This window comes from Mesorhizobium yinganensis, assembly GCF_040081985.1.
Taxonomy (GTDB): domain Bacteria; phylum Pseudomonadota; class Alphaproteobacteria; order Rhizobiales; family Rhizobiaceae; genus Kumtagia; species Kumtagia yinganensis.
Genome location: NZ_JBEBMH010000009.1, coordinates 94,711 through 112,311, shown reverse-complemented (window position 1 = coordinate 112,311; position 17,601 = coordinate 94,711). Strand labels below are relative to the sequence as shown.

Sequence of the window (17,601 nt, the reverse complement as noted above, 5' to 3'; positions counted from 1 at the left end):
CGCGCAGAATATCGTTCCAAAAGTGAACGATGTGTCGAATGATCGTGATCTTTGGTGAACGATCCAATTGATGTATCTAAATCCGGACTTCAAACCCTCCCGGAGAACACATCATGTCCCTCAACACATCCACGGCCGGCGCTAACGCCAATGCCGCCGGCAGCGCCGCGGTCGTGCTCGTCGCCCGCCTTCTGCTTTCGGTCCTGTTCCTCTTCGCCGGCTTCGGTAAGCTGACCGACATTTCCGGCACCGCCGGCTGGTTCGGCAGTATCGGCCTGCCGCTGCCGGTCGTCGCCGCCGTCGTCGTCGGCCTGCTCGAATTCTTCGGCGGCCTTGCCATCCTGGTCGGCTTCAAGGCCCGCATCGCCGCGATCGCGCTGGCCGTCTTCACCATCGCCGCTTCGCTGGTCGCCCACACCAACTTCGCCGATCAGATCCAGTTGCTGATGTTCCTGAAGAACCTGTCGATCACCGGCGGCCTGCTGTTGCTCGCTTCTTTCGGCCCCAGCGCACTGTCTCTCGACGCCCGACGCGGCTGAGCATTAAGCGCTTCGTCGCGAGAAGGCCCGGCGCTCCCGGGCCTTTTTTGCGTGGTCAGGCCTTCAGCCCGCCCCGCATCTTCATTCCGCATGACATGCGGCCGGCTTTGACGCACACTGCACGGCAGCCCGGAGCCTGTCATGCCCATCGACGCCGCCGCCATCCTCGCCCGTTTCCTGCTCGCCGTGGTGTTCATCCCCAACGGCATCATGAAACTGTCCAATATTTCCGGCACGGCGGGTTATTTTGCCGGCCTCGGTTTTCCGATGCCGACGATGGTCGCCTGGGGTTCGGGCCTGTTCGAGCTGATTGCCGGACTGTGCATCGTCGCCGGCTTCCAGACCCGCATCGCCGCTGTTCTGCTCGCGCTGTTCTGCGTGGTCGCCGGCCTCACCGGCCATTTCGGCCAGGGCGGCGACGATCCGGCCATCGCTTTCCTGCACATGCAGGCGCTGCTCAAGGACATCGGGCTTGCCGGCGGATTCCTGGCGCTGGCGCTTGCGGGTCCGGGACGGTTTTCGATTGACGGCGCCCGTGGCTGAGCGCCCCTGCCCTAATCTTCGCCGATCACCATGTCCAGTTTCCGGCTGGTCACGCGTGCCAGTTGCGCCAGGCGCCCGGCCGGCCGCTCGCCGGCGAGCGCCGCGAATTCCTTCGGGACCACCAGCGCCAGCGCCTCGTTCGGCCGCCGCTCCCATTTCAGCCTGGGAATGACACCCGGCATCGACGCCGACAGCAGATAGACCACGCGCATCATGGCGCCGAGCAAGCGAGCGCGTTCCAGATAGCGTGGCGTGGCGAGCGAGGCGATCTCGGCCGCGCCCGCATCGTTGAAGACGCCCTCGTGGCGGAAGAAGTTGGTCAGCGCCAGGAAGGCACGGCCCGGATGGTCGACACCGATGAAGGACGCATGCGCGATGATGTTGAGCGACTGGGTGCCGCGATATTCCGGATGCGCGCGCCAGCCTATGTCGGCCAGCAGGCAGGCGGCGCGGCGATAGCGCATTTCCTCGTCGGTCTCGTCGATGCCGAAGACGCCAAAGGAATAACCAGTCCAGTCCGCCAGTTCACGGGCATGCGTCACCGAGCGGGCGCGCAGCAGCGCCAGTTCCTCGGAAGCGGAGATCAGCGGGTCGGTCTGCTGCTCGCGCGGCGACAGCAGCGAATAGAGAAACCCCTCGCGCACGCCGAGCGCCGACACCACCACCTTCGACGGCTTCATCGCCGCGATGATCTCCAGCAGCACCGTGGCGCCGTAAGGCAGCAGCGCACGGCGGCTCTTCGATACACCCTCTATGCCCTTCACCTTGTCGGTTTCGCCGCGCGCCACCTGGCGCAGGAAAGGAAGCGAACTTTCGATGCCGAGTTCATAATGGTGCATGACGGCGAGCGGATAGTTCGTCGCGTACATGTGCAGCCGGGCGAGGTTTCGCCAGGTGCCGCCGACCGCATAGAAGACGCGGCCGTCCCCGCCCTTCAGCAGTTTGGCACGCGCCAGTTCGTCGCGGGAGATCTTCGCGGCTGCCGTCAGAGAGTTTTTCGCCATGTCCTGCAGCCTGAGACCGCCGAGCGGCAACGTGATGCCGTCGCCGATGTCCTCGCCTTTGACGTCGACCAGTTCGAGGCTGCCGCCGCCAAGGTCGCCGGCGATGCCGTCCGCGGGATGGAAGCCGGAGATCACGCCCAGCGCCGAATAATGCGCCTCCTCTCGCCCCGAGAGCACACGGATTTCGGTGCCCAGGATTTTTTCGGCGCGGTGGATGAAGTCGGGACCGTTGACGGCCTCGCGCGCCGCCGCCGTGGCGATAACGTAGAGTTCCTTCGCGCCGGCCTGGTCCGACACGGCGCGGAACCGCCCGAATTCCTCGACGGCGCGGGTCACGCCTTCGGGATCGAGCTTGCCGGTCGAGACGATGCCGCGGCCGAGCCCCGCCAGCATCTTTTCGTTGAACAGCACGGTCGGAGACCGCGCGATTCCCTCATAGACGACAAGGCGGATCGAGTTCGACCCGATATCGATGATCGAGATCGGGCTGCGGTCCTGCAGCCGACCCTGGGAATTGGACAGCATCCGGGGTCTAGGTCGCGGACGCTACGGATTTCTTGCGGCGCTTGAACTGCGCGATCTGCTTGGGAGCGCTGCTCTTCAGCGCAACGCCGCGCCCGGACAGGCTGGGATTGGTCATGAAGTATTCCTGGGCGTTGAACGGTTCTTCACCCTCATCCGGCGAAATCCGCCGCGAGGTGCCGTCAGCCAGTACCTCAAAGCTTTGCTGGTTGTCCATGATATTGCCCAGCATGATCTGGCCGAGAACCTGTTCATGCACAGTCGCATTGGTGATCGGCACAAGCGTCTCGACGCGGCGGTCGAGATTGCGCGGCATCATGTCGGCGGAACCGAAATAGACCAACGCCTCGTCCGACGGCAGGCCATGGCCGTTGCCGAAACAGAAGATACGGCTGTGCTCGAGGAAGCGACCGACGATCGATTTGACGCGGATATTATCGGACAGGCCGGGCACCTGCGGGCGCAGGCAGCAGATGCCGCGGATGACCAGGTCGATCTCGACGCCGTTGCGGCTTGCTTCATACAGGGCATCGATGACGGTCGGGTCGACCAGCGAATTCATCTTCATCCAGATGCGCGCCGGCCGCCCCTCGCGGGCGTGCACGATCTCATCGGCGATGTGCTTCAGGATGCGCGGCCTCAGCGTCAGCGGCGACATAGCGATCGACATCTCGTCGGCCGGCTCGGCGTAGCCGGTGATGTAGTTGAAGATCTGCGAGACATCGCGGGCGATCTGCGGGTCGGTGGTGAAGAAGGACAGGTCGGTGTAGATGCGCGCGGTGATCGGGTGGTAGTTGCCGGTGCCGAGATGCACGTAGTTGCGCAGCTTGCCGTCCTCGCGACGCACCACCAGCGACATTTTTGCGTGCGTCTTCAATTCGATGAAGCCGAACACCACCTGGACGCCGGCGCGCTCCAGATCGCGCGACCAGCGGATGTTGGCCTCCTCGTCGAAACGCGCCTTCAATTCGACCAGCGCCGTCACCGACTTGCCGGACTCGGCCGCGTCGACCAGCGCGCGCACGATCGGGCTGTCGTTCGAGGTGCGGTAGAGCGTCTGCTTGATCGCCACCACGTCCGGGTCCGCCGCCGCCTGGCGCAGGAACTGCACCACCACGTCGAAGGATTCGTAGGGGTGGTGGACGACGATGTCCTTCTCGCGGATCGCCGCGAAACAGTCGCCGCGATGGTCGCGCACGCGCTCGGGGAAACGCGGATTGAACGGCACGAATTTCAGGTCGTCGCGGGCGACCGAAACGATTTCCGAAATCTGGTTCAGCGCGAGCGGGCCGTGGATGACGCTGATGCGGCTGGACGACACGCCGAGTTCACCGGCGACGAAGTCGCGCAGTTCCGCCGGCATCCGGCCGTCGAACTCGATGCGGATCACCGACCCGCGGCGGCGGCGTTTCAGCGCCGTCTCGAAGAAACGGACGAGATCCTCCGATTCTTCCTCCACCTCGATATCGCTGTCTCGGATCAGGCGGAACGTTCCGGCGCCCTTCAGTTCGTAACCCGGGAACAGCCGGCCGATATAAATGCCGACCGCCTCCTCCAGCGGAATGAAACGCACATGCTTCTGCTGGTCGGGAAGGCGGATGTAGCGCTTCAGCGCCACCGGCAGCCTCAGCAGCGCGTTCATCTCCTCGCCTTCCTTGCGGTGGCGCAGACGCAGCGCGATGGAAAAGCCGAGATTGGGGATGAACGGGAAGGGATGCGCCGGGTCGATCGACAGCGGCGTCATCACCGGAAAGATCTGCTGCTCGAAATGGTCGTCCAGCCAGGCCTGTTCCTCGGCGCTCAGCGCATCGGCGGTGACCGTCTCGATGCCTTTTTCCTGCAGCAGGGTCTTCAACGCCGCGAAACTCTCCTGCTGGTCTTCCTGCAAGCGGCCCACCTCGTGCAGCAACTGCTCCAGTTGCTGTTCCGGCGTTCTCCCGTCCGGGCTGCGCAGCGCGATCCCCTCGCGCACCTGCCCCGCCAGCCCGGCAACGCGCACCATGAAGAATTCGTCGAGATTGGCCGCCGAGATCGACAGGAAGCGCACCCGCTCAAGGAGCGGATGGCGAGGATTCTGCGATTCCTCGAGTACCCGCCGGTTGAACTGCAGCCAGGAGAATTCGCGGTTGACGAACCGGTCGGGATTCCCCGCCGCCATATCCGCGGCGACCGTCTCCGCGGCCGCGAATTCCGCCTGCAAGGGTCTCAGTTCATTCATCGTAGCAAAATCCCCGGCTGTCGCCCGCACCCGACGCGGCAGTCTACCTCCTGACAGGGGAATGTGACAGTTTGATTTCAAGGACAGACGCCGCTGCTCACTCGGCGCCGATGTCACACATGACCACGCTAGCCGATTGGCGAAACCCCTGCCCCCTGCTAAGAGGCACCGAAGCGATCAGGAGAGAAAAATGGCCGGCGGCACGATTCCCCATTTCCAGAACGATGCCGGGCATCCGGCGATCGAGATCGGCGTGAAGGAATTCATGTGCGTCGGCGCCAACCCGCCTTTCGATCATCCGCACGTGTTCCTCGACATGGGCGCCGACGACGAGAAGGTCTGCCCCTATTGCTCGACGCTTTACCGCTACAACCACGCGCTTAGGGCCTATGAGACGCGGCCCGAGGGCTGCGCCTATATCAGCCAGGCGGCCTGAACGCGGTCCGGCGAGGCCGGACATTTGATGGAAGCCGGCCAAACTTCTCCGATCATCGTCGCCGGGGCGGGCATTGCCGGGCTTACCGCCGCGCTTGCCTTCGCGGCGCGTGGATTTGATGTCCAGGTCTTCGAACGATCGCCAGAACTGCGCCAGGTCGGCGCCGGTCTGCAGCTTTCGCCCAATGCCACCCGCCTCCTCGACCGGCTTGGGGTTCTCGCCGGCCTGAAGCCTTTCGCAGTCCAGCCGCCGGCCATCGTGCTGCGCAATGCAAGCGACCTGCGGGAACTCGCCCGCGTCCCGCTGGGGCAAATGGCCGAGGATCGCTGGGGAGCGCCCTATCTGGTCGTTCACCGCGCCGATCTGCAAGGCACGCTGCTGGCGGCCGCGAACCGAACCCCAACAATCTCGCTCGCCACCGATTCCGACGTCGAGGCCTTTCAATCGGTGGGACCGGGCAATCTCGCGGCTACGGTCCGAACCGAAGGTCAGCGACGGCGGTACGAAGGCGCCCTGCTGGTCGGCGCCGATGGTGTCTGGTCGACGCTGAGAAAGGGCATCGTGTCGGGCTTGCCGGCCCGTTCGACCGGGCTGATGGCGTGGCGGCGGACGATTTCGGCCGACAGCCCTTTGATCCGAAACCTTTTTCCGGATCTGACCGTCAATGCATTCCTGCATCCGGGTTTTCATCTCGTCGCCTATCCGCTGCGCGGCGGGTCGGAGTTCAACCTCGTGGCATTCACGTCAGGTCAAGCGCGGGGAGAGGATTGGCGGGTTGCCGCCGACGCCGCGCCGTTGCGAAAAGCGCTGGGCGAAACCGCTTCGCCGCTGGCCGCATTGGCGGCGGACGCGGAAGCCTGGACCGCGTGGCCGATCCACACGGTGGACCCTGCCCGGCCTTGGGTTCAGGGTGGAGATTTCGCTCTGATCGGCGATGCAGCCCATGCCATGACGCCCTTCGCGGCCCAGGGCGCGGCGATGGCGATCGAGGATGCCTGGTCGCTGGCCGATGCGTACGATGCCAGTCCGCCGAATGGCTTGGCCAGTTCCCTCGCCGCCTGGGAGCAGACCCGCCGCCTGAGGATCCAAAAGGTGGCGCGACGCGGTGCCTTCAACCGCTTTGTCTGGCATGCCGCCGGTCCTGTCGCCCTGGCGCGCAACCTGGTGCTTGCCGCACGCCCGGCCAAAAGCCTCGCCACCGATATGGACTGGCTCTATGGCCACGACGTGAGTTCGTCATAAGACAACGCAATTTCAATTGTGCAGGTCGAGCGACCAACGCAGCGTGAGCGGTAGCGGATTCCACATCCCTGTGGTGATGCCGGCCTCGCACAGGGCTCGCGCGGTCCAGGTGTTGCAGCCCAGAAGCGCGGTGAACGTGCCGTCGGCTTCGTAGAACTTGTCGAACCGGCCGTAGCCGACGCCCGGAATGATCAGCGGGCCTTCGGCGTCCTCGTAAAAGCTGTCCTTGATGAACGCCAGCATGGCGCCGAATTCGCGCTCGCCGACATCGAAGCCGTCGACTTCCGGATGCGGTTCGGGAATGGGGCCGGCAACGTCGACATGCATGGCAGCGCGGTCGAGCGTCAGCCCTTTCAGCAGCGGTATCGGCTTCAACTGGTCCCAGGTCGGCGTGGCGATATAAAATTCCCGGCTGCCGCGGCCGAAGACCAAATATTTCACTTCCGGCGCGTCGAGCGGCATGCCGTCATCGAGAAGGAAGCCGAAGGTTCGCAGGACTACATCGTCGAGTGGGACGGCGATGTCAGTATGGATCGGATTTGACAGGACAAGGATGCGCCGGGTTTTGGGCGCATCGTCCTTGTCCGGCCCGAACAGAGGCCGGGGCACGAGCGTGCCGAGGGCGACCGCGGCTACGAACAAGCCAATGGCGATGCCACATGCGCGGAATAGCCGCCTCACCAAGCCTACCCTCCCGGCTTGCAAGTCTGCCGAAGCTGTTTCGGCAATTCGCAAAAGAAGAGCCCGGCGATTGCGCCGGGCTCAAGGCAAAGAGGCTTGCCTGTGAGGTCGAGTTCAAGCCCCCGAATGACGGCAGGCTGGGGATCAGGCCTCAGTGCAGGATCTGGCTCAGGAACAGTTTTGTGCGGTCGTGTTTCGGATGGTCGAAGAACTCGGCCGGCGTGTTCTGCTCGACGATCTGGCCCTGGTCCATGAAGATGACCCGGTTGGCGACCTTACGGGCAAAGCCCATTTCGTGGGTGACGCAGAGCATGGTCATGCCCTCTTCGGCGAGCCCGACCATCGTCTCCAGCACTTCCTTGATCATCTCGGGGTCGAGGGCCGAGGTCGGCTCGTCGAACAGCATGATGCGCGGGTTCATGCACAGCGAGCGGGCGATGGCGACGCGCTGCTGCTGGCCGCCGGAAAGCTGGCCGGGATATTTGTTGGCCTGCTCGGGGATTTTCACGCGGCGCAGGAAGTGCATGGCGGTTTCCTCCGCCTGCTTCTTCGGGATCTTGCGCACCCAGATCGGCGCCAGCGTGCAGTTTTCCAGAATGGTCAGATGCGGGAAGAGGTTGAAGTGCTGGAACACCATGCCGACCTCGCGGCGGATCTCGTCGATCTTCTTCAGATCATTGGTGAGTTCCTTGCCGTCGACGACGATGCGGCCTTTCTGATGCTCCTCCAGCCGGTTGATGCAGCGGATCATCGTCGACTTGCCCGAGCCCGACGGGCCGCAGACGACGATGCGCTCGCCGCGCATGACGCGCAGGTTGATGTCCTTCAGCACATGAAAGTCGCCGTACCATTTGTGCATGCCGGCGATGTCGATGGCGACATCGGTGTCCGACACGTGCATCTTCTTGACGTCGACCTTGAGTTCGTCCGCGCTCACGGCGTTTTCGGTTGTCATCGAAATTCCCCTTTATGCCTCGGCCGACCGGCGCTTATTTCCGATGCCCGGTGTCGAGCCGGCGTTCCATGTATTGAGAATAGCGCGACATGCTGAAGCAGAACATCCAGAAGATCGCCGCGGCGAAGACATAGCCCGTCTTGGCGGTCTGCGGCGTCGCCCAGGTCGGGTCGCCGGAGATGCTCTGCTTGACCACGCCGAGCAGGTCGAACAGCGAGATGATCAGGACCAGCGTGGTGTCTTTGAACAGGCCGATGAAGTTGTTGACGATGCCCGGAATGACCAGCTTCAGCGCCTGAGGCATGACGATCAGCCCCATCTTCTGCCAGAAGCCGAGACCGAGCGAATCCGCGCCCTCATATTGGCCTTTCGGAATAGCCTGCAGGCCGCCACGAATGGTCTCCGCCATATAGGCCGACGAGAACAGCGCCACGCCAATCAGCGCGCGCAGCAGCTTGTCGAAGGTCATTCCCGGCGGCACGAACAGGGGTAGCATAAAGCTCGCCATGAACAGAACCGCGACCAGCGGCACGCCACGCACCGTCTCGATGAAGACGACCGACAGCAGCTTGACGATCGGCATTTTGGAGCGCCGCCCGAGCGCCAGCAATATTCCCAGAGGCAAGGACGTGACGATGCCTACATACGAGATCACCAGAGTGACCATCAGGCCGCCCCACAGCGGCGTTTCGATATAGGGCAGTCCGAAGAACCCGCCGACCAGCAGGAAGAAGGCGACGAAGGGGAAAACCGCGAAGAACAGGATGGCGTTCAGCCGCTTGTAGGGCGCGCGCGGGATCAGCAAGGGGGCCAGGAGGGCGACGAAGAGGAGGCCGCACAGGATGACGCGCCACCGCTCGTCGACCGGGTAGCGGCCGAACATGAAGAAGCCGAAGCGGCTGGTCACGAACGGCCAACAGGCACCGGACCAGCCAGCGGCAAGCTGCCCGCCCTGCTCCGTGGTCAGGCAGGCCGTGCGGTCGGCGCCGCTCCAGACGGCGCTGAAGAACAGCCAGTTCAGCATCTGCGGCAATGCCCACGCGACCGCCAGCGCGGCGACCACGGTAATCGCGGAATTGACGGGCGACGAAAACAGGTTGTTGCGCATCCAGGCGCTCGCACCAACCTCGCTGGACGGCGCGGCCTGGGCCAGCGCCATTTCCGTCCTTACCCAGGAGAGATCATGTTCCTGCATGGCCTATCTCTCCTTCAGAGCCATCTTGGTGTTGAACCAGTTCATGAAGGCGGAGGTGGCAAGGCTGATCGACAGATAGACGATCATGAAGATGACCACGACCTCGATCGCCTGTCCGGTCTGATTGAGGACGGTGCCGCCAACCGAATAGAGTTCGGGGTAGCCGATCGCTACGCCGAGCGTCGAATTCTTGGTCAGGTTGAGATACTGGCTGGTGAGCGGCGGGATGATGATGCGCAGCGCCTGGGGGATGACCACGAGGCGAAGGCCCTTGGCCGGCCTCAGTCCGAGTGCGGAATAGGCCTCGGTCTGTCCTTTCGGCACGCCCAAAATCCCCGCACGGACGATCTCGGCGATAAAGGAGGCCGTGTAGAAGGACAGAGCCAGAAGAAGGGACAGGAACTCCGGCTTAATGTTGGTGCCGCCGGTCAGGTTGAAACCGCCCTTCTGCGGATAGTCGACGGTGGCCGGCATGCCGGCCAGGAGATAGGCGAGCAGCGGCATGCCGATGATCAGCGCCACGCTGACCCAAACCACGGGAAAGGATTGGCCGGTGGCCATCTGGCGCGCATAGGCCCGCTGAGCGACATACCAGCTCAGCAACAGGCCGACCACCAGCCCGCCCAAAACCATCAAGCCGCTGCCGTTCCACACGACTGCCGGCAGATAGAAACCGCGGACGTTGAGGAAGGAACTGAACGGCAGTTCGAGGCTCTGGCGAACCTGCGGCAGCAGCGCCAGCACGCCCTGATACCAGAACAGGATGACCAGCAGCGGCGGAATGTTACGGAACACCTCGACGTAGACCGTGCAGATCTTGCGGATCAGCCAGTTGGTGGACAGGCGGCCGATGCCGACGAGAAAACCGATGATCGTCGCGAAGATGATGCCGGCGATGGCTATCTTGAGGGTGTTCAATACGCCGACGACCAAGGCGCGGAGGAAGGTCGAGTCCGAAGTGTACTCGATCAGGCTATCCGAGATGTCGAAGCCGGCGCGACCGCGCAGGAAGGCGAAGCCCGTCGATATGTTGGAACGCCGAAGGTTCTCGATCGTGTTGTCGACAATCCACCAGATGCCAGCCACCAGCAACAGGACCAGTACAATCTGGAAGACGAAGCTTCTTACTTTCGGATCGTAGAGAGGCGAGGCCTTGGCGGGCTGCCCCACGCTGACGATATCGTGTGTCGCCACAGGGTTCCCCTTCCTCTGACATTGGGCCCGGGCCGTTATTCAGCCTCGAACCGGGAAGACCGGAGGGTATGTCCCTCCGGCCCAGCGGTGGGGATCAGCGGATCGGCATGCCGTATTGCAGGCCGCCCTTCGTCCACAGGGCGTTGACGCCGCGTGCGATCTTCAGCGGGCTGCCCTGGCCGACATTGCGCTCGAAAATCTCGCCGTAGTTGCCGGTCGCCTTGACGATGTTCACGACCCAGTCGTTGGTCAGGCCGAGGTCGGTGCCGATCTTGGTTTCGGCCTCGACGCCCAGCAGGCGCTTGATGTCCGGATTGGCCGAGCCCTTCATCTCCTCGACATTGGCCTGGGTAATGCCGGCTTCCTCGGTGTTCAGCAGCGCGTAATAGGTCCACTTGACGATGTCGAACCACTTGTCGTCACCCTGGCGCACCGCCGGTCCAAGAGGCTCCTTCGAGATGATCTCGGGCAGCACGACGTGGTCGTCCGGCGCGGACATCTGGAGGCGCACGGCATAGAGGCCGGACTGATCCGTCGTGTAGGCGTCGCAACGGCCGGCGTCATAAGCGGCATTGGCCTCCTCGAATTTCTCGAAGACCACCGGATTGTACTGGAGATTGTTGGCTTTGAAGTAGTCGGCGAGGTTCAGTTCCGTCGTCGTGCCAGCCTGGACGCAGATGGCCGCGCCGGAAAGCTGAAGCGCCGACTTCACATCGGGAATCTTCTTCGCGTTGATCATGAAGCCCTGGCCGTCGTAGTAGGTGACGCCGCCGAAATTCAGGCCGAGCGCCGTGTCGCGGCTGATCGTCCAGGTTGTGTTGCGCGACAGGATGTCGACTTCGCCGGACTGCAGCGCGGTGAAGCGGTCCTTGGCGGAGAGGCCGGTGAACTTGACCTTGGTGCCGTCGCCGAAGACGGCGGCCGCGACCGCGCGGCAGAAGTCGACGTCGAGGCCCGTCCATTCGCCCTTGTCGTTCGGCGCCGAGAAACCGGCGAGGCCTGTGTTGACGCCGCACTGCAAGAAGCCCTTGGCCTTCACGTCCTCGAGCGTGCCCGCGGACGCGGCAAAACTCGCCATTCCAAGCGCAGCCGCGCCGAGAACGACCTTCAAAGCATTTTTCATCGTTACAAGCCCTTTTCTGTTTGACGGGATTCCATCCCGATTCCCCTGTGAGGCGGCGTTTCCCGCTCGGGCCCACTTCCCGAAAACGCGGCGCCATTGATGACACGCGCGCCGCAATCAAGATGTGCATCGAAGGCGATTATTCCCGCGAGGTCAAGCGGAATGACCCGGCTCCCGCGAGTTTGAAAATACGACGCTGCGGCAAGCGCTTGATTGAGACTTCTTTAGTCGCTTATCGGCCATCGACGCGAAGGCTCTTCCCCTGGCGGGCGGGGCAGCGGAAACCTGGCGCAACGGCTTCCACCAACTGTCCGAATCGGCCTGTTGCGGCGCGGCTGCCGCCGCTCTAAGCCATCGCCGCAAGGCCGGCCGGATTCAAGGCCCGAAGCGAACGGAGACGATATGACCAGACGGGACTTCGCAGGCATGGGAACCAACACGCGGCTGGCGCATGTCGGCAACGATCCGCTCGACTTCTTCGGCTTCGTGAACCCGCCGGTCGTGCACGCCTCCACCGTGCTTTATCCAGACGCCGCGACGATGGCCGCGAGAAACCAGAAATACACTTACGGGACGCGCGGCACACCGACGACGGACGCTCTGGCGGCCGCTGTCGATGCAATGGAAGGATCGGCGGGAACCGTCGTCGTTCCATCCGGCCTGGTGGCGGTGACCCTGCCGCTTCTGGCCTTCCTGTCGAGCGGCGACCATCTGCTGATCACCGATTCGGTCTACCATCCGACCCGCCATTTCGCCGATACGATGCTGAGACGGCTGGGCGTCGAGGTCGATTATTACGATCCGCTCGTCGGCGCCGGCATCGACGCGCTGATGAAGTCCAACACGAAAGTCGTGTTCACGGAATCGCCGGGGTCCAACACGTTCGAGGTGCAAGACATACCGGCGATCGTGCGCGCCGCAAAGGCACGCGGCGCGGTGGTCATGATGGACAACACCTGGGCGACGCCGGTGTTCTTCCGTCCGCTGGACCACGGCGTCGACATCTCCATCCACGCCGCCACCAAATATCCGGCCGGCCATTCCGACGTGCTGGCCGGCACAGTGTCTGCCAACGAAGACTGTTGGAAAACACTGCAGGAGACCTTCTTCACGCTGGGTGCCTGCTCCGGGCCCGACGACGTCTACCAGGTACTGCGTGGTCTGCGCACCATGGGCGTCCGGCTGGAGAGGCACCAGCAGAGCGCGCTGGGACTGGCACGCTGGCTCGAAACGCAGTCGGGCGTCGCCCGCGTGCTGCATCCGGGACTGGAGAGCAATCCCGGCCACGCCATCTGGAAGCGCGACTTTTCCGGCGCGAGCGGCATTTTTTCGATCGTGCTCGACAGCGGTGGAGCGGCCAGCGCCCACGCCTTCCTCAACGCCTTGCAAATCTTCGGACTCGGCTATTCGTGGGGCGGCTACGAAAGCCTCGCCGTGCCGGTCAATATCAGCGACCGGACGGTGGCCAAGAATTCCTATGAGGGGCCGATCCTCCGCTTACAGATTGGGCTGGAGGATGCGGAAGACCTCAAGGCCGATCTCGCGCGCGGGCTGGCTGCGGCGGTTTCCGCCTGACAGTCGATGCGGCGGGTTATGGCCCCGGAAGGCACGGCGAAAAGCTGCGTTCGCCTGCATGTCGAGAACCCGGCTCTGTTGGTGGACGGCGGTACGGTTGAAAAAATGGCGATCCCGGCAGGATTCGAACCTGCGACCATCGGCTTAGAAGGCCGGTGCTCTATCCAGCTGAGCTACGGGACCAAGACCGCGCCTTGGCATATTGCCGGCCTCCGCCGGCGATGCGGCGGGCGGCGCACTCAATGCGTCCAGGGCGCTTTGCGGTCATAGCGAAAATTGTCGGAGTAGGAAATCTGCCGCCGCTTGGATTCCTTGGGCTCCTGGACGCGAAACGCGATTCCGTGCTTTTCGGCGTAGGCGACAGCCTCCTCCTTGGTGTCAAAGGTGAGCCGCACCTGGCTCTTCATGTCCGACGAGGTGGTGTAGCCCATCAGCGGGTCGATCTTGCGCGGCTTCTCGGGGTCGAAATCGAGAACCCAGTATCCCGTCTTGGCCTTGCCGGACTGCATCGCGGTCTTGGCGGGGCTGTAGATGCGTGCTGACATGGCTTCCTCAGTTTTGCTCCGGCACCGCCGCCGCCCTGGCTGACACGCTTTCGACCCTAGATGTAGGCCGAGCAGCCGTCCAAAGCGTCTTGGTCCGTTTCCCCGTCTGTAGATCATGATAAGGCCGCAGGGCAAGAAGGCTCCGCGCGGACAAGACGGGCATCGATTTGCCGGATCGCGGCGACGCCTTTGGGAAATGCCGGGGAATGTCGTATTTTCGTCCCGAGTTGCTGCTTGGGTGGCGGGCTGGCGCGCTTCGCGATGATGTGGTCTAAGCGCGGCCGTACTGTGACTGCGGAAAATCAGATGCTCAGCAACGTCCGGACGCCAACTTTTTCCAGCCAGCTCGGCGTTTCCGCCCGCGTGGTCACGGCGATGATCCTGCGCGAAACGAGAACTCGTTTCGGGCGCAACCAATTCGGGTTCATCTGGCTGTTTCTGGAGCCTATGGCCTATGTGGTGTTCGTGATTGGCGTCAGGTCGTTCATCGAGAGCCGCATACCTTTCGGGCAGAATCTGCTGCTGTTCATCCTGTCCGGGATTCTGACGTTCCGCATGTTCAGCGCGATCGCCTCGCGCGGGCTGAGCGCGATAACGGCCAACAAGGCGCTGCTGGCCTATCCGCCGGTAAAGCCCTTCGACGCGATCGTGGCGAGGCTTGTCCTCGAAACGATCATCATGTTCATAATCTGGACCATCTTCTATTCCCTGCTGTCGATCGTCAGCGAAGGGAAGGTCATCGTCAACTATGTCAGGTTTGCCGAGGCCGTCGGCGCGCTCTGCTTCCTGAGCTTTGGCGTCGGGGCTTTCAATGCCGTCGTGGCCACGCTCTGGCCCACATATGAACGGATATGGGGAATCGTCCGTTTCCCGCTATTGATCCTGTCGGGCGTGTTTTACGTGCCCGAGCTGATGCCCCCCGCCATGCGGGCTGTCATCAAATGGAACCCTATCCTGCATTGCATCGAGTGGATCCGCACCGCAGTGTACCTGACCTACGATCCGATCTTGGACAAGACTTACGTTTTTGTGATCGGGTCGCTCTTTCTCGTTACGGCCCTCCTGCTCGAGCGGGCGTACCGCCATCGCATAATGGCCTTCTAGAAGCGGATTGCCGAGCGGAATGGATTTCGAAACCAAGCAGCGGCCCCTCTCCTCGCCACCGACGGAGGAGGGAGGGGACCATTTCCAATTCGTTCCTGTCGCGGGGTCCGCGAAGCTCATCATATTTTTCAGCGGATCAAGCGCTCCGCCAAGGTCGTTTCATTTCTGGAAGACCGGCATGGAGGTCGATGCGAACCGGCTCTACGTCAACAACGGCAAGAACGAGTGGTACCAGAACGGCGTGCCTGGCCTGGGCTCCGACCTGCCCACCACGATCATGAACATCAAGCTGTGGGCGCGCCACCTCGGCGCCACGGAGATCTACACCGTCGGCCAGAGCATGGGCGGGCATGGCGCCATCCTGTTCGGCAGCCTGCTCGGTGCGCGCGTGCTCGCCTTCGGCGCCGAAACGACGATCCGCCTGCCGGCCAGCCGCAGCGAAAGGCTGCTGGCTCCCGACGCGAAGACACCTTTTTTGAACATTCACCGGTTCATCGCGCAGGCAAGCAAGCCGATCTACTCGCTTGCCGGCGAGAACGACCCTTTGGACCTGTACTGCATGTCCCTCGCCAAGGGGCTACCGAACTACGAATGCCGGTCGATGAATTTCGTCGGCCACGGCCCGGGAGGCTACCTGCGCAACCGGGACCGGCTTACTCCCCTGATTCGCCTCTTCCTGAAAAACAAGCCGCCGCAGCCGATGTTCGAAGACGGTTTCGGATGCGAGATCGAAGGGTTTGCGGAAGTCTACTATGCGCTTTTCGTCGCACATTCGGCGCGGGATTGGGCGAAAGCCGCCCAACTCGGCGATAAGGCCTGCGCCCTCAACCCTTCATCCGATTTCGCGCAATACATGACCGGAAACGCCTATCTGCAACTGGGCCAGGCTGAGGCGGCGGTCGGGCACCTGTCCGCGGCGCGCGGCCTTTATGTCACTTATCCGGATTATCAGTGGGCCCTTGCTCTATGCATGCGGGAACTGGGCCGCATTGATCTGTCGATCAGCCTGCACCGCCGGCTGCTGCGGACGCATCCGGCCTTCGCGAAATCGCACTATGCCTTGAGCCTGATGTTCATGGTCAACGGCGCCCTCAAACAGGCCGAGCGTCACGCCAGCCAGGCAGCCGTGCTGGAACCGAAGAATGCCAAATATGTCGAGCAGGCCGAGCGCGCGGCGCAGAGGCTGGCCAAACGCCAGCCTGGAGACATCGACAAGTTGCCCCCGGAGAAGAAGCGAATCGTACTGCTGTACGATGCCTGAGACAGGCTACCCAACCGTTTGCCGAAGCGATCAGTTCGGCAAACGCATTGCCGGCCAGGGTGGCTTGGTCTAGCTTCAGCCAGACTTTGATCATGGGATGTTCGAACGAACCGCCTCCGTGGGCTGGCCGGCAAGGCGTCAGATGCGACGTGGCGTGAAACGCGATGACGCTGCATGGGCCAAGGAGGCCGGCGCACCGCCTCACGCCAAACCCTGTCGGAAGTGATACGATTCGGCTGTCCGATTTCTGACGCGAGGCATCGCGTTTCCTAACTGCCCGTAAAAACGGGGGAGTCATCATGGCCGAATACGACAACGCCGCACCCGCATCCTTCGACGCCGTTCCGGTCGACGCGCCGCTCAAGAAAATTTTCGCACGCGAAAAGCCCAATCCCCGCTGGAGCACGCACCATGCCAACAAGGTGATGACCGTTCCGATCAAGCCGTTGTTCGGCCGCAAGGACAAGGTCTTCACCATCGGCAGTTGCTTCGCCGAGCGCATCCGCCTGTATCTTTCCGCCGAAGGGTTCGAGGTGGGACCGCCGATGCAGGACGTTCCGATGGCGCCGGACCGGTACAAGATCGACCGGCTGCCAGCCAGGCCGCATATGGACTACTTCAACTCGTTCACCATCCGGCAGGAGTTCGAACGGCACATCGGCGAACTGACCTTTTCGCCGGACGACTATTGGATGACCAAGGATCTCTACTGGGGCGGAACGCGGGCCTATCAGGACCCTTACCGCCGCATGATCTTCGGACGTACGCCGGAAGACCTGATGGAGGCCAACAGGCTGGCGAGCGCCGCAATCGACCGCGGCATCCGCGAAGCCGACGTGTTTTTCATGACGCTTGGAATGGCGGAAGTGTTCCGCAACAGGAAGTCCGGGCTGATGGCCTGCCAGAAACCGGGCTACGCCGGCGGCGCCGGCGAGGACGAGACCGAGTTCCATATGTCCTCCTACGAGGAAAACTTCGAGAATATGGAACGGGTCATCCAGATCATCGGCAAGGTCAAACCCGCAGCCCGGATCGTCCTGACCGTCTCGCCGGTCGGCCTGTCACGGACATTCGGCCGTGACGACATCCTGGTCGCCAACTCGGAAGGCAAGAGCATTTTGCGCGCCGTGCTCGGCGCCCTGTCGCGCAAGTACCCGCACGTGACCTACTTCCCGTCCTACGAAATGGTGATGTCGAACGCTCCCACCAGCTTCCGCGAGGACGATGGCCGCCACGTCAACAACTGGATGGTCGCCAAGATCGTCCAGGCCTTCAAAAGCGCCCATTTCGACAATGGCGACCAGGTCGCCAGCAAGCAAGCGGCGGAGTAGCGGAGGCCTGATCCCGGTGTTTTCGGAGGGCCGCGTTCCGAGGACGCGGCCAATAGGCTTGCCGGCCGCCAAAGTGGCCTCAAGTGCCGATGAGGCCTGGGGCCTTTTCAGACAGTCCGATCGGCGGGTCCGG

At 63.0% G+C, this 17,601-nt stretch carries 16 protein-coding genes and 1 tRNA gene; 8 read left to right on the top strand and 9 right to left on the bottom strand.

What is annotated here, in order from left to right; translation table 11 throughout:
• Window positions 1-113 precede the first annotated feature (113 nt).
• Both ABMA59_RS17955 and ABMA59_RS17950 read left to right on the top strand, forming a co-directional pair.
• Entirely contained in the window at window positions 114-539 is a 426-nt protein-coding gene (locus ABMA59_RS17955) for a DoxX family protein (protein ID WP_349006748.1), read from the top strand.
• A 141-nt stretch (window positions 540-680) separates the two neighbouring features.
• Window positions 681-1,082: a DoxX family protein gene (locus tag ABMA59_RS17950; protein WP_349006747.1), complete on the top strand. Its 402-nt coding sequence runs from the start codon at window positions 681-683 to the stop codon at window positions 1,080-1,082.
• 11 nt (window positions 1,083-1,093) lie between these two features.
• Here the strand turns inward: ABMA59_RS17950 and ppx are convergent, their stop codons facing one another.
• Both ppx and ABMA59_RS17940 read right to left on the bottom strand, forming a co-directional pair.
• A complete protein-coding gene (gene ppx / locus ABMA59_RS17945; RefSeq protein WP_349006746.1) occupies window positions 1,094-2,611 on the bottom strand; it encodes an exopolyphosphatase in 1,518 nt (505 codons plus the stop codon).
• A 7-nt stretch (window positions 2,612-2,618) separates the two neighbouring features.
• On the bottom strand, window positions 2,619-4,826 hold the full coding sequence (locus tag ABMA59_RS17940) for an RNA degradosome polyphosphate kinase (RefSeq protein WP_349006745.1): 2,208 nt from the start codon (window positions 4,824-4,826) through the stop codon (window positions 2,619-2,621).
• Between the two features lie 190 nt (window positions 4,827-5,016).
• Here ABMA59_RS17940 and ABMA59_RS17935 point away from each other — a divergent pair, with 190 nt between their 5' ends.
• Window positions 5,017-5,262 (top strand): zinc-finger domain-containing protein, encoded by a 246-nt coding sequence (locus tag ABMA59_RS17935; RefSeq protein WP_349006744.1) that lies wholly within the window; start codon window positions 5,017-5,019, stop codon window positions 5,260-5,262.
• A gap of 27 nt (window positions 5,263-5,289) precedes the next feature.
• A complete protein-coding gene (locus ABMA59_RS17930) occupies window positions 5,290-6,504 on the top strand; it encodes an FAD-dependent monooxygenase (protein ID WP_349006743.1) in 1,215 nt (404 codons plus the stop codon).
• Between the two features lie 12 nt (window positions 6,505-6,516).
• Here ABMA59_RS17930 and ABMA59_RS17925 read toward each other — a convergent pair whose 3' ends face one another.
• From ABMA59_RS17925 to ABMA59_RS17905, 5 genes are all read right to left on the bottom strand, one after another.
• Window positions 6,517-7,185 carry a TIGR02117 family protein gene (locus ABMA59_RS17925; RefSeq protein ID WP_349006867.1) on the bottom strand — a complete coding sequence of 223 codons (669 nt, stop codon included), beginning with the start codon at window positions 7,183-7,185 and terminating at the stop codon, window positions 6,517-6,519.
• A 151-nt stretch (window positions 7,186-7,336) separates the two neighbouring features.
• Window positions 7,337-8,140 carry an amino acid ABC transporter ATP-binding protein gene (locus tag ABMA59_RS17920; protein ID WP_425475937.1) on the bottom strand — a complete coding sequence of 268 codons (804 nt, stop codon included), beginning with the start codon at window positions 8,138-8,140 and terminating at the stop codon, window positions 7,337-7,339.
• Between the two features lie 34 nt (window positions 8,141-8,174).
• Window positions 8,175-9,335 (bottom strand): amino acid ABC transporter permease, encoded by a 1,161-nt coding sequence (locus ABMA59_RS17915; RefSeq protein WP_349006742.1) that lies wholly within the window; start codon window positions 9,333-9,335, stop codon window positions 8,175-8,177.
• A 3-nt stretch (window positions 9,336-9,338) separates the two neighbouring features.
• Window positions 9,339-10,529 carry an amino acid ABC transporter permease gene (locus tag ABMA59_RS17910; protein WP_349006741.1) on the bottom strand — a complete coding sequence of 397 codons (1,191 nt, stop codon included), beginning with the start codon at window positions 10,527-10,529 and terminating at the stop codon, window positions 9,339-9,341.
• Window positions 10,530-10,623: 94 nt separating this feature from the next.
• Window positions 10,624-11,652 carry an amino acid ABC transporter substrate-binding protein gene (locus ABMA59_RS17905; RefSeq protein WP_349006740.1) on the bottom strand — a complete coding sequence of 343 codons (1,029 nt, stop codon included), beginning with the start codon at window positions 11,650-11,652 and terminating at the stop codon, window positions 10,624-10,626.
• 402 nt (window positions 11,653-12,054) lie between these two features.
• Between ABMA59_RS17905 and ABMA59_RS17900 the strand changes: the two genes are divergently transcribed.
• Entirely contained in the window at window positions 12,055-13,227 is a 1,173-nt protein-coding gene (locus ABMA59_RS17900; RefSeq protein WP_349006739.1) for a cystathionine beta-lyase, read from the top strand.
• A 106-nt stretch (window positions 13,228-13,333) separates the two neighbouring features.
• Here the strand turns inward: ABMA59_RS17900 and ABMA59_RS17895 are convergent.
• Both ABMA59_RS17895 and ABMA59_RS17890 read right to left on the bottom strand, forming a co-directional pair.
• Window positions 13,334-13,410 (bottom strand) — tRNA-Arg (locus ABMA59_RS17895).
• A 56-nt stretch (window positions 13,411-13,466) separates the two neighbouring features.
• Window positions 13,467-13,772, bottom strand: coding sequence for an ETC complex I subunit (locus ABMA59_RS17890; RefSeq protein WP_349006738.1), 306 nt, complete (start codon window positions 13,770-13,772; stop codon window positions 13,467-13,469).
• Window positions 13,773-14,006: 234 nt separating this feature from the next.
• Here ABMA59_RS17890 and ABMA59_RS17885 point away from each other — a divergent pair, with 234 nt between their 5' ends.
• The 3 genes from ABMA59_RS17885 (at window position 14,007) to ABMA59_RS17875 (ending at window position 17,468) form a co-directional block, all read left to right on the top strand.
• Window positions 14,007-14,876 carry an ABC transporter permease gene (locus tag ABMA59_RS17885; RefSeq protein ID WP_349006737.1) on the top strand — a complete coding sequence of 290 codons (870 nt, stop codon included), beginning with the start codon at window positions 14,007-14,009 and terminating at the stop codon, window positions 14,874-14,876.
• 178 nt (window positions 14,877-15,054) lie between these two features.
• Window positions 15,055-16,137 (top strand): hypothetical protein, encoded by a 1,083-nt coding sequence (locus ABMA59_RS17880; protein ID WP_349006736.1) that lies wholly within the window; start codon window positions 15,055-15,057, stop codon window positions 16,135-16,137.
• A gap of 299 nt (window positions 16,138-16,436) precedes the next feature.
• The gene (locus ABMA59_RS17875) at window positions 16,437-17,468 is read left to right on the top strand and encodes a GSCFA domain-containing protein (protein WP_349006735.1); all 1,032 of its coding nucleotides are present in this window, start codon (window positions 16,437-16,439) and stop codon (window positions 17,466-17,468) included.
• The last annotated feature ends 133 nt before the right edge of the window (window positions 17,469-17,601 follow it).

What these genes read in the sequence shown, in the direction of transcription:
- ABMA59_RS17955 (WP_349006748.1), top strand. Translation starts at nt 114, where the DNA reads ATGTCCCTCAACACATCCACGGCCGGCGCTAACGCCAATGCCGCCGGC.
- ABMA59_RS17950 (WP_349006747.1), top strand. Translation starts at nt 681, where the DNA reads ATGCCCATCGACGCCGCCGCCATCCTCGCCCGTTTCCTGCTCGCCGTG.
- ppx (WP_349006746.1), bottom strand. Translation starts at nt 2,611, where the DNA reads ATGCTGTCCAATTCCCAGGGTCGGCTGCAGGACCGCAGCCCGATCTCG.
- ABMA59_RS17940 (WP_349006745.1), bottom strand. Translation starts at nt 4,826, where the DNA reads ATGAATGAACTGAGACCCTTGCAGGCGGAATTCGCGGCCGCGGAGACG.
- ABMA59_RS17935 (WP_349006744.1), top strand. Translation starts at nt 5,017, where the DNA reads ATGGCCGGCGGCACGATTCCCCATTTCCAGAACGATGCCGGGCATCCG.
- ABMA59_RS17930 (WP_349006743.1), top strand. Translation starts at nt 5,290, where the DNA reads ATGGAAGCCGGCCAAACTTCTCCGATCATCGTCGCCGGGGCGGGCATT.
- ABMA59_RS17920 (WP_425475937.1), bottom strand. Translation starts at nt 8,140, where the DNA reads ATGACAACCGAAAACGCCGTGAGCGCGGACGAACTCAAGGTCGACGTC.
- ABMA59_RS17915 (WP_349006742.1), bottom strand. Translation starts at nt 9,335, where the DNA reads ATGCAGGAACATGATCTCTCCTGGGTAAGGACGGAAATGGCGCTGGCC.
- ABMA59_RS17905 (WP_349006740.1), bottom strand. Translation starts at nt 11,652, where the DNA reads ATGAAAAATGCTTTGAAGGTCGTTCTCGGCGCGGCTGCGCTTGGAATG.
- ABMA59_RS17900 (WP_349006739.1), top strand. Translation starts at nt 12,055, where the DNA reads ATGACCAGACGGGACTTCGCAGGCATGGGAACCAACACGCGGCTGGCG.
- ABMA59_RS17890 (WP_349006738.1), bottom strand. Translation starts at nt 13,772, where the DNA reads ATGTCAGCACGCATCTACAGCCCCGCCAAGACCGCGATGCAGTCCGGC.
- ABMA59_RS17880 (WP_349006736.1), top strand. Translation starts at nt 15,055, where the DNA reads ATGGAGGTCGATGCGAACCGGCTCTACGTCAACAACGGCAAGAACGAG.
- ABMA59_RS17875 (WP_349006735.1), top strand. Translation starts at nt 16,437, where the DNA reads ATGGCCGAATACGACAACGCCGCACCCGCATCCTTCGACGCCGTTCCG.